Annotated in this window: 11 protein-coding genes; 6 read left to right on the forward strand and 5 right to left on the reverse strand. The window is 64.2% G+C overall.

The window, feature by feature from the left end:
* Window positions 1-188: 188 nt before the first annotated feature.
* A complete protein-coding gene (locus AC6I99_RS18250) occupies window positions 189-1,511 on the forward strand; it encodes an ammonium transporter (protein WP_224088915.1) in 1,323 nt (440 codons plus the stop codon).
* 32 nt (window positions 1,512-1,543) lie between these two features.
* On the opposite strand, the gene AC6I99_RS18255 is transcribed toward AC6I99_RS18250, so the two are convergent.
* Window positions 1,544-2,140: a DnaJ family domain-containing protein gene (locus AC6I99_RS18255; RefSeq protein WP_497961448.1), complete on the reverse strand. Its 597-nt coding sequence runs from the start codon at window positions 2,138-2,140 to the stop codon at window positions 1,544-1,546.
* Window positions 2,141-2,278: 138 nt separating this feature from the next.
* On the opposite strand from AC6I99_RS18255, the gene AC6I99_RS18260 reads away from it, so the two are divergent.
* The gene (locus AC6I99_RS18260) at window positions 2,279-2,629 is read left to right on the forward strand and encodes a VOC family protein (RefSeq protein ID WP_497961450.1); all 351 of its coding nucleotides are present in this window, start codon (window positions 2,279-2,281) and stop codon (window positions 2,627-2,629) included.
* A 145-nt stretch (window positions 2,630-2,774) separates the two neighbouring features.
* On the opposite strand, the gene AC6I99_RS18265 is transcribed toward AC6I99_RS18260, so the two are convergent.
* Entirely contained in the window at window positions 2,775-5,081 is a 2,307-nt protein-coding gene (locus AC6I99_RS18265; protein ID WP_497961452.1) for a SulP family inorganic anion transporter, read from the reverse strand.
* A gap of 302 nt (window positions 5,082-5,383) precedes the next feature.
* On the opposite strand from AC6I99_RS18265, the gene AC6I99_RS18270 reads away from it, so the two are divergent.
* Genes AC6I99_RS18270 through AC6I99_RS18280 form a run of 3 tightly spaced genes read left to right on the forward strand, consistent with a single transcriptional unit; the run spans window position 5,384 to window position 8,558 of the window.
* Window positions 5,384-6,457 (forward strand): acyl-CoA dehydrogenase family protein, encoded by a 1,074-nt coding sequence (locus AC6I99_RS18270; protein WP_497961454.1) that lies wholly within the window; start codon window positions 5,384-5,386, stop codon window positions 6,455-6,457.
* A complete protein-coding gene (locus tag AC6I99_RS18275; protein ID WP_497961456.1) occupies window positions 6,451-7,809 on the forward strand; it encodes a PIG-L family deacetylase in 1,359 nt (452 codons plus the stop codon). The genes AC6I99_RS18270 and AC6I99_RS18275 overlap by 7 nt, the downstream gene beginning before the upstream one ends.
* A gap of 41 nt (window positions 7,810-7,850) precedes the next feature.
* Entirely contained in the window at window positions 7,851-8,558 is a 708-nt protein-coding gene (locus AC6I99_RS18280) for a glycosyltransferase family 2 protein (RefSeq protein WP_309928662.1), read from the forward strand.
* Here the strand turns inward: AC6I99_RS18280 and AC6I99_RS18285 are convergent.
* The 3 genes from AC6I99_RS18285 to AC6I99_RS18295 all read right to left on the reverse strand — a co-directional run bounded on the left by AC6I99_RS18285 (window position 8,555) and on the right by AC6I99_RS18295 (window position 10,094).
* The gene (locus AC6I99_RS18285; protein WP_224165356.1) at window positions 8,555-9,133 is read right to left on the reverse strand and encodes an adenylate kinase; all 579 of its coding nucleotides are present in this window, start codon (window positions 9,131-9,133) and stop codon (window positions 8,555-8,557) included. The two genes, AC6I99_RS18280 and AC6I99_RS18285, sit on opposite strands and share 4 nt — an antisense overlap.
* Window positions 9,134-9,226: 93 nt before the next feature.
* Window positions 9,227-9,733 carry an SRPBCC family protein gene (locus AC6I99_RS18290; RefSeq protein WP_309928398.1) on the reverse strand — a complete coding sequence of 169 codons (507 nt, stop codon included), beginning with the start codon at window positions 9,731-9,733 and terminating at the stop codon, window positions 9,227-9,229.
* A gap of 13 nt (window positions 9,734-9,746) precedes the next feature.
* Complete coding sequence (locus tag AC6I99_RS18295) at window positions 9,747-10,094, reverse strand: ArsR/SmtB family transcription factor (RefSeq protein ID WP_497961458.1); 348 nt, start codon at window positions 10,092-10,094, stop codon at window positions 9,747-9,749.
* Between the two features lie 149 nt (window positions 10,095-10,243).
* Between AC6I99_RS18295 and AC6I99_RS18300 the strand changes: the two genes are divergently transcribed.
* Window positions 10,244-12,901 carry an exo-rhamnogalacturonan lyase family protein gene (locus AC6I99_RS18300; RefSeq protein WP_497961460.1) on the forward strand — a complete coding sequence of 886 codons (2,658 nt, stop codon included), beginning with the start codon at window positions 10,244-10,246 and terminating at the stop codon, window positions 12,899-12,901.
* Window positions 12,902-12,918: the final 17 nt, after the last annotated feature.

A 12,918-nucleotide genomic window follows, 5' to 3' on the forward strand; every position in this document is an offset into this window, starting at 1 on the left:
CGCGCGGGAAGCGTCGGTAACATCCCTGAAACATGCCAGTCACCTGATCTTCACGAACGTGGTGTTTCTGTAACTTCCCTGCAACTTAGCTCTTCTGAGTCGGAAACATAGCTCACCGAATATTGATCGGGGGGTAGTGAGGGCCGTGCAACAACGGGCCCGTTCAGGCTTGATCAGAAGGGAACGCAGTGGAGATCTCTGCGCAACACGTCTGGCTGATGTTGTCATCGGCAATGGTGCTTTTCATGACTCCGGGCCTTGGCCTTTTCTACGGCGGCATGACCCGCGCCAAGGCAGCGCTCAACATGATCATGATGAGCTTCATCTCTGCGGGCATTGTTGGCGTGGTGTGGGTCCTGTGGGGATACTCGATGACCACCGGCGACGGCTTCCTGGGCCTGTTCGGCAACCCCTTTGCACATTTCGGCCTCCAGGACCTCATGGGTTCGCCTGACCTCCTCAAGGTAGTTTTTGCGGCTACGTTCGCCATCATCACTGTGGCGCTCATCAGCGGTGCCATCGCCGACCGCGCCAAGTTCGGCGCATGGGCGCTCTTCGTCCCCATCTGGGTAACAGTGGTCTACTGCCCACTGGCTTACATGGTCTGGGGCGGTGGCTTGATGAGCGCGGGCGGAGCCGTCACGCAGATCTTCGGCCAGGTGATCGACTTCGCCGGCGGTGCCGTAGTTGAGGTCAGTTCAGGTACGGCCGCTTTCGTCCTCGCATTGATCGTGGGAAAGCGTCACGGATTCGCCAAGGACCCCAACCACCGCCCCCACAACGTCCCGTTCATCATGATCGGCGCAGCAATCCTCTGGTTCGGGTGGTTTGGATTCAATGGCGGCGCTGCAACTACGGTTGAGCAGGCAGGCCTGATCTGGGTCAACACCCTGGTGGCCCCTGCCGCTGCGATGCTGAGCTGGTTGGTCACGGAGAAGATCCGCCACGGACACCCGACATCGTTGGGTGCAGCCTCCGGCGTTGTCGCCGGCCTGGTGGCCATCACCCCTTCCTGCGCCAACATCACCCCGCTCGCGGCCCTTGGCCTGGGACTCGTTGCCGGTGCTGCCTGTGCAGTGTTCGTAGACCTGAAGTACAAGTTCGGTTTCGACGATTCCCTTGACGTCGTGGGCGTGCACTTCGGCGCCGGCGTGATCGGCACGCTTTCCCTTGGATTCGTTGCCTTCCCCACGGAGGGCGTGGCCGGTGGCCTCCTTTACGGCGGCGGCGTTCAGCAGCTCGTGGCACAGACAGTTGCCGTGCTGCTCACTATCGCCCTCTCTGGCCTGGGCACCCTCCTGATCGGCCGCGCTATTGACAAGACAATCGGCTTCCGCGTGGCCCACGAACATGAAGTAACCGGCGTGGACCTCACCCAGCATGCAGAGTCTGCCTACGAGTTCGGCCTCACGGCCCACGGCCATTTCCGCCAGCAGCAGGCGCACTTGTCGTCGCTGATCAAGGGCGGACGCAAGGAGTCGGAGCAGGCAAAGGAAGACAGCTTCGCCTAGCCGCATCCCCGACGGTAGGGCCGGATTTCGTATCAGCCGAAGCCGTTCCAGAGCCGCTGCCACCAAGTACGTTTGATTGGTTCCACGGGCTCCGGCTCGGGCGGCGCCGCCGCGGCACGTCGTCCGCGCCAGCGTTCCAGCTCGGCGTCAACATCCCTCAGCTTGGTGATCACTGGCGGCCCACCCTGGAGCTGTCGACGAGCCTCAACGACCCGCTTGTTGAAGTCCTCAACAATGTCGCGGACCTGTTTCTCCGTGTACTGCTGATCCAGCTTCGCGTCGAGTTCAGCGTCCTCGATCCGTAGGAGAATGGCTGGTGGCCCGATCCCGCTGAGTTGCTCGCGCTGGATCAGACCTTTGACCCACCAGTCCGGGTCATAGTGCTCCCCCAGGCCCGGGATCGGCTTGCCGGCGTATTTGAGGTTGTCGAATTTGCCCTGGTTCATGGCATCCCGGATCAAATATTCGACCCGCGCGGCGTCGTCCACCTTGCGGCGTTTCTCCCGCTCCTCCGCCTCTGCCGCCTCAAGCTCTGCATCTTCCTCGGCATTGCCGCCCCACGATCGGACGGCCCGCAGTTCCGCTCCCCGCTCGAGCTTCCGCCTGAAGGCGTTGTTCCCGGCGCTCACGTTTCGCCACCTCCTCGCACGGCAGTCCTTCTCCTGCCGGAAATCGTGGTTCCGGCTCCAGTATTCCGCACTTTGCTGGGCCACGGGGAGGGGCGGGGGCTACTCTCAATCCAAATATCCCCATAGGAAGGGCCGCGCGTGACTACTGTTTCCAATGCATTCATTCCCGTCTCGGATCCGGGCCGGGCAGCCAGGTGGTATTCGGAACACCTGTTGCTTCGGATTGTCACCGTTTCGGAGTGGTCGGCAGTTCTAACGGGCGACGGCGGTGCCACAGTTACGCTGATGGGTCCCCTCAGCGGGATCGCGGCTGAGCCCGGGCTGGCTTGGGCGACATGCGGTTTCCTGGTGGAGGACCTCACGGGCATGCGGGATCGTTTGCTCAGGAACGGACATGGCGTGTCGGTGGTGGAGGGCGATCCGGACGTGTGCTTGTTCTTCACCGTCCGGGACCTCGACGGGAACGTCCTGCTGCTCACGGACCGCTAGGCTTCCTGGTTCCACGAACGCCGCAGCCTGTTGCTTCACGAAGCCCTTTGACAGCCTGGCGGCCCCGACACGCCGCAGTTAACGGCGTGTCGGGGCCAGCGTCAGCTCAAAGCAGGTCGTGAAGCAACGCAAGCCAGCTGGCAGGCTAGTGAACGGCCATGCTCGGATCCAGTTGCTCGATGCCCTGGGGAGTCACAAGGACCACGCGGGCCGTGCAAATGTCGTAGAACAAACCCGTGGCCTGCACTCGTCCAGATGCCAGGGCTGGCCCAGTGACCTGGTGCTCTTCGAGCTTCTGGAGCTGGACAGCTACGTTCACCATGCTGAGCTGGTCCAGGCGGCTGTAGCCCTCAGCTTCGGCAGCAAGGGCCACAGGATGACCGTCCAACAGCGCGCGGTAGCTCGGCCGGGCGTGCTCCAGCCAGGCATCGAAGCCCCCACCCAAAGCTGCGGCCGCACCCTCGGCGTCGGCGATAACGGCCTTCATCGCGCCGCAATTGGAGTGGCCGCAGATCACGATCGAGTCCACGGACAAGCCCTTGACCGCGAATGCCAGGGCAGAATCGATCGAGGCATCCCGGCCATCACGGCACACTACGTTGCCGATGTTCCGCAGTGTCAGAAGGTCGCCGGGGCCGCTGCTGGTGATCAGGTTCGGATTGACGCGGGAGTCGACGCAGGCAACAAACAAGGTGTCCGGGTTCTGCCCCTCGGTCAGGTCCTGCACCAGCGGGCGAACCTTGTCTTCGTAGCGTCGATGGTATTTGTCGATGCCAAGGAGGATCGACCGCAACGGAAGCTGCCCGCCGTCGTCGTGCGCTTCCTGGTGGGTACCATCCAGCGGCGACGACTGCCAGGAAGTCCTGGGTGGCAGCGGGAATTCGCGTGGATCCTGACGCTGGGGAGTGCTGTCCGCGGCGTCGCTGAAAGCGGTGGTTCCGTGTTCCTCCAGCAGCACCGAGGCCCCGCTGGAGCGGTGTTGCGTCTGCCAGGCGACCAGAGCCTCGCGGAATGCGTGATCGAGGTAATCAGCGTTGAGTTCAATCACTGCGTCCTGCCCTTCGGGCACGGAGTGAAGCACGCGGTTCAGTCGGGGCAGGGCGAAGAAGCTGCAGGACCCGGCGACCGTGACCCGCCACGGCAGTTGCTCCCCGGCGGGAGCATGGGCATGGATCTGGGCACGGAGTACCCGCCACAACACGCAGAGGGCCGCGAGTGCCAGGCCGATAATGACGCCCTCGAGCAAGTTCAGGACAACAACGCATGCCAGCGTGACCATGTAGACCAGGAGGTCGCCGGTGCGCAGGCTGGTTTTGATGTCGGCGACCTTGATGAGCTTGGCGCCGATGACGAGCAACAGGCCTGCGAGCACGGACAACGGAATCAGCTGGATGAGACCGGCGAACAGTGCAGAGAACACCAGGACCCACACGCCGTGCAGGATGGCGGACACGCGGCTCGCGGCGCCGGCTTCAACGTTGGTGGCGCTGCGGACGATCACGCCCGTCACCGGGAGGCCGCCCAGCATGCCGGAGACCATATTGGCGGACCCTTGTCCAACGAGTTCCCGGTTGAGGTTGGTGCGCGTGCCTGCATGCATCTTGTCCACCGCCACCGCGGAAAGCAGCGATTCGATGCTTGCGATCAGGGCTACCGTGATGACCGCCATGACCGCAGCACGCCAGTTACCGTCCGGCAAACTGGGAAGGGCGACGGCGTCGAAGAGGGAACCGCTGAAGCTGATGCGCTCGACGCTGGGCGCAACTGCTGCAGACAAAGCGGTAACAGCGACGACGGCGGCAAGCGGCCCGGGAATCTTCCGCACCGCAGTGGGCAGGTATTTCCACGCCAGAAGAATCGCGACGACGGCCAGTCCCAGCAGCGCCGAATGCAACTCGACATTGGTGATGGCCGCTGGAAGTGCGGTCAGGTTTTCGACGGCGGACCCAGCGGCCTGGCCGCCGAGCAACACATGCAACTGCTGCAGGATGATCGTGATGCCGATGCCAGCGAGCATGGCTTTGACCACCACCGGCGACACTGCCAGTGCGGCCCGGCCTACGCGGCTGACACCCAGCAGCAACTGCACGACGCCGGCAGCAGCCGTAATCGCACACGTCACCTGCCAGCCGAACTCGTCAACCAGGCCGGCAACGACGACGGTCAGGCCCGCGGCGGGACCGCTCACCTGGAGTGGAGAGCCGCCCAGGCTGCCCGCGACGATTCCTCCGATGGCAGCTGCGATGAGCCCGGCCATGACAGGTGCTCCGGAGGCTGCGGCGATGCCGAGGGAAAGGGGAAGGGCAACGAGGAAAACCACCAAGGACGCAGGGAGGTCGGCGCCGAGGTTGCTGAGGAAACTTTGGGCTTTGCGCGGGTTGCCGGGCGGGTTCTTGCCGGGCGGGCTGTGGGAGTCGGTGGAGATGGAAGCGGAGTCGTTTGGTTGTGGCACTGGAACTCCTAAGGCTCGGGAACATTGACTCCTCCAGCGTAGGAATCCTGTCATGTGAAATGACAAGATGATGTGACTCTTGTGACAAAACTTGTGAATAGATTGCGTCATGTGGAGACCAATGGGAACTTTTCCGCGGGCGGGACTCGTTGGAAACCCAGCGCAATGCTCACCTCCGTCCCACCTCGGCGCGATGCCATAAATAGCTCGACACCTGGGAAGTCGGCAGTGATGCCCCTCCCGCCGTCGTTCTTGCTTCTCGCAGCCCATAAACTAAGGCTCCTTAGTTTATGCTTGAGTCCATGAGCGACCCCGAAGCCCAACCCGTACGCATCAGTTCCGAGTCCGTTCAACTTCAAGCCCTCGAACCCGTACTCGAACAAATCCGGGCGGCCGTGGGTAACATCCCTGAACTGTTGGCCATTGCCGGGGAGATAGGACACACTGCTCCGAAGCCTGGCGAGGGCAACACCGCCAAGCTCTGGGAACTCCTGGCGTCCGTCACGGCCGTGGACGTGGCCGCCGGACGCGTCCTTGAACCCCACCTGGACGCCCTCGCGATCCTGGCCCAGTCCGGTTCCGAAGCAATCGCGACAGGCCCGTGGGGAGTCTTCGCGGCCGAAGGTCCCGGCACGAAACTCGAGGCCAAGACCGACCCTGCCGGAAACTACGTACTCAACGGCGCCAAACCATGGTGCTCGCTGGCCGCCCAGCTGGACAATGCCATCATCACAGCCCACACGGAGGGCAACGGCAGGACGGCCTTCGCCGTCAGCCTGAAGGATCCTGGAGTATCGTGCGAAATCCCGAGGTGGACCAGCCGGGGCCTGCAGGAAATCCCCAGCGGCACCGTCCACTTAGAGCATGTGAAGGCAGCACCGGTGGGCGACGAGGACTGGTATTTCAAACGTCCCGGCTTCGCGTGGGGTGGCATGGGAGTGGCCTCGTGCTGGTTCGGCGGAGCCGTGGCAATGGCCCGTGACTTCAGGGCAGCCCTGGCCGCGGGCGTAGGAAACGGCCGGAACCCGGACCAGATCGCCCTCGCTTCCCTGGGCGAGGTGGACCGGATCCTCACCTCCGTCGGCGGATACCTGGCCGCAACAGCCGAACGGATCGACGCCGGCGGTCTGGCCGATTCAGGTGGAGACGGCTCCAGCGCCTGGAGCGAAGCCTTGCGCGTCCGCGGGACTGTTGCCGCCGCCGTCGAACGTGTCCAAACGGTTGTGAGCCAGAACCTCGGACCGGGCCCGTTGGCTTTCAACGAGGCGTACGGAAAACGAATGGCGGACCTGTCCTTATACATTCGCCAGCACCACGCCCTGAGAGACGACGCGCAGTTGGGCGCCCTGACTCTGGATGGGGACGCCGGATGGTGAGCTTCTCGCACGCAGACACGGGAACAACCGAGGCGGAATGGGCGGCCAGCGGCGTCGCTGCCTTGCCGGAGTTGCCGCTGGACGCAAGCGAACTCACAAGCATGGCCTTTGTGGTGCTCGCCGCGCACCCGGACGACGAAACACTCGGCGCCGGCGGCCTCCTGGCCAAGCTCCACCACAGCGGGGCCACCGTGAAGCTCCTGCTCTGCACTGCCGGCGAAGCGTCGCACCCGGAGTCGCAAACCACGACGTCGGAACAGCTTGCCGCTATCAGGCTCATTGAGTTCGGCACGGCTGTGTCCGGGCTGGCTCCCAGCGCGGCGTGGCAATTCCTGGAGCTGCCGGACGGGCGGCTGGCAGCCCATGAAGATCGAATCGAAGAGGCGGTTCGCGAAGCAGCGTCAGGCCATCCGGCGGACAACGTGGTGATCGTGGCGCCGTACCGGTCGGACGGGCACACAGACCACGACACCTTGGGCTCGATCGCAGCCAGGGTTGCCGCCGCCGGAGGCCATGGCCTGCTGGAGTACCCCATTTGGTATTGGCTCTGGGCAGGACCCGACGATGCCGCTTGGCAGTCATGGGTACGGGTCCCGTTAACAGCGGCGGAGCGGGACGCCAAGAACGACGCGATGGGCGCCCATGCCTCGCAAGTGGAACCATTGTCCGAGCAGCCGGGTGATGAGACGCTGCTGTCCGGGACTTTCCTGGAGCACTTTTCCCGCCACTTCGAGACCTTCGCCTGGCACCCATTCACGGCGGGGAGCAACACAGCAGCAGACGCCGAGCGGATCTTCGACGAGGTCCACTCCCGTGAAGAGGACCCGTGGGACTACTCCTCCAGCTGGTACGAACGCCGCAAGCGTGCCCTGACGTTGGCGGCCTTGCCCAAGGAGTCTTATGATTCCGGCCTGGAAGTGGGCTGTTCCATCGGCACGCTCAGCGAGGAACTCGCCCGGCGCTGCCGGCAATTCCTTGGAGTGGACGCCAGCAGCACGGCATTGCTCCAGGCAACACAGCGGCTCTCCGGATACCCGTCGGCCGAAGCCCGCCGCCTCACTGTGCCGGATGAGTGGCCGGAAGGGACCTTCGACCTGGTGGTGTTGTCCGAGACGGGCTATTACCTTTCGCCGGAAGAACTGAGCGAACTACTGGACCGGATTCGGGCTTCCACCCGGCCCGGCGGCACCCTGCTTCTTTGCCATTGGCGGCACCCGATCTCGGGCTGGCAACTGGACGCAGAGGCAGTTCACGCAATGGCCCGCAGCCATCTTGCGTGGCCCGCGCATGGGATCTACCGGGAAAGGGACTTCATGCTGGAGATCCTTATTGCCCCGAGTGAAACGCTGTGACCACCGCGGACCGGCAAAAAATCCGGAGCGTCGCGGTGGTCATGCCGGCCCACAACGAGGAACGGCACATCGGCTCAGCATTGGCGGCGTTGCAGACCGCGGCGGATGCCCTGCAGCGCGAGCACCCCCGAATCGGGGTTTCAATCGCTGTGGTCCTGGACGCCTGCACGGACCGATCCTCCAGCATCACGGCTGCGTACACTTCGGCTGATCTCCGTTTCCTCCCGGTCGAGGTCGGATTTCGCAGCACGGGCGCCAGCCGCGACGCCGGCATCCGTGCCGCCCTGGAACGCCTGCCCTTCGCCGCAGGCGCAGGCGCAGGTACGTGGTTGGCCACCACCGACGCCGACTCCACCGTCCCGGGACACTGGCTGGTGCGACAGGTGGAACTTGCCAACGCCGGTGCCGACGCCATCTTGGGATCCGTGGAGCCGGACTCCCGGGACATGGACGAGGCGGTCCTGGAACGCTGGCGGGAACTGCACCCCTCCCGGGAAGACCATCCCCATATTTACGGGGCAAACCTTGGCGTCCGTGCTTCTGCGTACCTGGCCGCGGGCGGCTTTCCGAGGCTAAGGTCCCACGAGGACCGGGTCCTGGTTGAACGCCTTCGGCGGCTCGGGCTGGCGGTCATCGCCACGGACACCACCAAGGTGACAACCTCCGGGCGGCTGCAGGCTCGGGCACCCGAAGGATTCGCGGCCTATCTCCGGACCCTTGGCTCCGGGCTTTCGTCCGTGGCGCGTTAAACCGCCAGTGCCTTCTCCACCGCAGCAATGGCCTTCGCCGTAATCGATTCCCGATCGCCGGAGCCGTCCACCATCAACAGGATTCCGCGTTGCGTGTACGCAGTCACCACAGGCTGCGTCTCGTCCCGGTACAGCTCCAGCCGGCGCTGAATGACGGGTTCAGTATCGTCGCTGCGGCCCTGTTCCTGAGCCCGTTGAAGCATGCGGGCAACGAGTTCGGCATCCTCCACATTCAGCACAAGAACCACTTCGAGCGCCTGATGCCTCGCGGCCAATATCTCATCAAGGGCACCAATTTGGATGACAGTGCGCGGGTAGCCGTCAAGGAGGAACCCGTTCCCCGTGTCACCTTCCTCCAGCCGCTGGCGGAGCATGGCCGTGGTGACGTGGTCGGGAACAAATTCGCCCCGGTCCATGTACTCGCCCGCTTCTGCGCCGAGCTCTGTCTTGTCCCGAACATGTGCACGGAAGAGGTCTCCCGTAGAGATCGCGGGGATCGAGAAATGCCGGGCGATCACTTCCGCCTGCGTGCCTTTGCCGGAACCTGGAGGGCCCATGATGATCAATCGCGCCATGACACAAGTCCGTTCCAAGAGGCGGCCGGGACTTAAACGATACGCCGACGACGGCGCGACGCTCCCGCCGTCGCCGGTTTTTCTTGGCCGCCGCTACTGGAGTGAGGCGTTGGCCGGCTCGGCGAGGAGTGCGTCGACCTGACCGATGGCCTCCCGCAGGCCTTCCTCCATGCCCATGTCCGACATCATCTGAAGCTGTTCTTCAGAGTCAAAGCGCGTGGACATGGTCATGCGGGTGCGGTCGCCAATGGGCTCGAGCTTGACGGTGGCGTGCGCGGCTCCATGCTCGCCCATGGGGGTGCCCTGATCGTCGGCAAATCCGTAGTCGAATTCGAGGTGGTCCGGGGCGTTGATGGTGGTGAACTGCCACCAGCCGTGGGCCCTTGTTCCGTCGGGCACCGTCATGTAATAGGCGGCCTTGCCTCCGGGCGTGAAATCGTGGGTTTCGAACGTGGCCGGGACGGTAGGCGGCCCCCACCATCGTTCAAGTTGGCGTGGGTCCTCCCAGATTTTCCAAACGCGCTGGACGCCGGCATCGAACTCGGCAACGACTGTGAGGCTTAGGGCCTCCGTATTCTTGTCCACGCTGACCACGGTCATGGCAGATCCCTTCCTAGTCTTCACCGAGAATTTCGGCGATCCGGCCGGCACGTTGCCGCCAGATCATTTCGTATTGGTCCAGCAGACGCCGGGCTTTTTGCAGTCCGTCACGGTTCCCCCGCACGATCTGCTCCCTCCCACGCTTCTCCTTGGTCACCAGGGAGGCCCGTTCCAGGACCGCGACATGCTTCTGCACGGCCGCGAAACTCATGGTGTAGAGCCCAGCCAATCCGGACACCGAGTACTCCCCGGATGTCACCCTGGCCACAATGTCCCGCCGAGTGCCATCTGCCAACGCGTGGAACAACCGGTCAAGGTCCACATCACTGGAGGGTACGGAATTGAGCTGATCTACAACCATTTGGTTGTACGATATCGCCGCGATGCGGGCGTGTCAATTGTTCGCTGGGGTCATCCAGCGGTCACCCCTTGCGGCTCACGACACCCGGAGGTAAGTTTCTTGAAACGTAACAAAGAAAGCGCTTTCCGAAACTTTAGGTGGACTCGAACATGACTCAGCACGCTCCCATCACGTGGCTCGATGGCGCACCGCCCGCCGCCCTGAGCGGTGGCACAACATGGGGGATGCCCTTTGCACGCGGCACCGTCGCGCAGGCGTCTGAGCTATCCGTTATGGATGCCCGCGGACGCCACGTCAACGCCCAAACCTGGCCGCTCGCTACTTGGCCCGACGGTTCCCTCAAGTGGGCGGGCATCGCCCTGGGCGCGACGGGCAACCCGGCGAGCGCATACTCCGTCACCTCCAGCGGCAAGCAAGCTCACGACGGCGGCCCGGCAGCCGGCGTCGAACGATCGCCCGAGGTGACGGTCACCGAAAGGGAAGAGTCCGTGACCGTCTCCACCGGGACCCTGGAAATGGTCCTGCCGCGGTCTGGAGCGAGCCTGTTCAGTACGCTGACCCGCGGTGGTTCAGTGGTGGCGAAGGACGGACGGCTCGTGAGCCTGCTGCAGAACGACGTTGCCGAGGGAGCTGGCAGCACAACGCGCGAAGGCCTCACTGGCGAAGTCACGTCCCTTACGGTCGAGCAACGCGGTCCCGTTCGCGCCGTCGTGCGTCTGGAAGGCCGCCATCGGGCGGACCTGGGCGAAAGGGAGTGGCTTCCATTCACCGTCCGCTTCTACTTCTACGCCGGCGCGCGGAGCATCCGAATGATGCATTCGTTCATCTGGGACGGCGATGCCGGGCAGGATTTCCTGGCCGGACTTGGAGTTCGGTTCACCATCCCGCTCGAGAGCGAATTGCACGATCGCCACGTCCGGATCGCCGGAGCGGACGGCGGATTCCTTGTGGAGGCGGTCCGCGGACTCACCGGCCTGAGAAGGGATCCTGGGGAGAAAGTCCGCCAAGCCCAGGTCGCCGGGGAACCCACTCCGCCGGTGAACGAATGGAGCCCCCTGGTTTCCGAACGGCTCCACCTCATCCCCACATGGAACGACTACACGCTCACGCAGCTGAGCGCGGACGGCTTCGAGCTCCGCAAACGCACGGCCCCGGGCCACGGTTGGGTGGGCATCTCTGGCGGGACGCGATCGGCGGGACTCTGCTCCCTGAGCGACCTCCGAGGCGGCTTCGGCGTTGGCGTTCGGGACTTCTGGCAGTCGCACCCGGGCCAGCTGGACATCCGCGGAGCAGCCACCCGGGAGGCAACGCTGACCGCTTGGCTCTACTCCCCCGAAGCCCAGCCGATGGACCTGCGTTTCTATCACGACGGCCTCGGCCAGGACACCTTCGAGGAACAACTCGAGGGGCTCGAGATTACGTACGAGGATTACGAGCCTGGATTCGGAAATCCGACGGGAATTGCACGGACCCACGAGCTCACGTTGTTCGCGTACGACGCCACGCCCAGCGCCGAATCCCTCGCCATGGACGCCCGGGCAGCGTCCCCCCCGCTATTGCAGCCATCGCCTGAGTACCTGCACTCCGCGGGCGTCTTCGGCGACTGGGCGCCGGTGGACCGCAGCACTCCGGCGCGGGCGGCACTCGAAGACAAGCTCGATTTCCTGTTCGACTTCTACCAAGGCCAAAGAGAGCAGCGCCGCTGGTACGGATTCTGGAACTACGGCGACGTCATGCACACCTACGACTCCGACCGGCACGTCTGGCGCTACGACGTCGGCGGCTACGCGTGGGACAACTCGGAACTCTCACCCGATCTCTGGCTCTGGTACATGTACCTGCGCTCGGGCCGGGCCGACGTCTTCCGCTTTGCCGAGGCAATGACGCGCCACACCGGCGAAGTGGATGTGTACCACCTTGGCCCCTGGCGCGGGCTGGGCTCGCGGCACAACGTGCAGCACTGGGGTTGCAGCGCCAAGCAGCTTCGAATCAGCACCCCCGCCTACCGACGCTTCTACTATTACCTGACCGCCGATGAGCGCACCGGCGATCTCCTCACCGAACTGGTGGACAGCGACCAGAACTTCCTGGGGTTGGACCCCGTACGCAAAGTGCGTCCCGACGCCGAGACCTACCGCCCGGACCGCGGCGCCTTGGGCGTCGGGCTGGGTACAGACTGGGGCTCGCTCGCCGCCACGTGGCTCACCGACTGGGAACGCACCGGCAACCCCCGTTCACGCGACCGCCTCCTGGGAACCATGGCCGATATCGGCGCCCTCAAGTACGGCTTCCTCACCGGCGAGGCGCTCTACGACCTGGACAAAGGAAGGTTCGACGCCGGACGCGAGGTCATCAGCGTCTCGCACCTGAGCGCCGTTTTTGGTTTGGTGGAAATCTGCAGCGAACTGATCAGCCTGGTGCCGGATGCATCCTTCGAGAAAGCATGGATGCAGTATTGCCGGCTATTCCTGGCTTCGCCGGAGGAGCAAGCCGCCGAAGTAGGACAGCCCCTTGCAGGCATCTACCTGACTCAGGCGCACAGCCGACTCACGGCCTATGCGGCAGCCCGACTAGGGTCCCTGGACCTGGCCGGGTTGGCATGGGAGAGCTTTGCCCAGGGCGGGGAGAACTTGAACCATGCCGAGGCGTTCACGCTGAAAAAGATCCTGCCGCCCTATGTCCTCCAGCCCGTGGACGAGGCTCCGACCGTTTCCACCAATGACACCGCCCAGTTCGGACTGGCCGTCATCCAAAACCTGGCCCTTGTTGGAGGCGCGCTGGCGGGTGAGGAGGGCCCGGCGTCGTAAGTCCTGTTGGTTCCCGA

The sequence above is a fragment of the Arthrobacter sp. TmtSoilC77 genome, assembly GCF_059739415.1.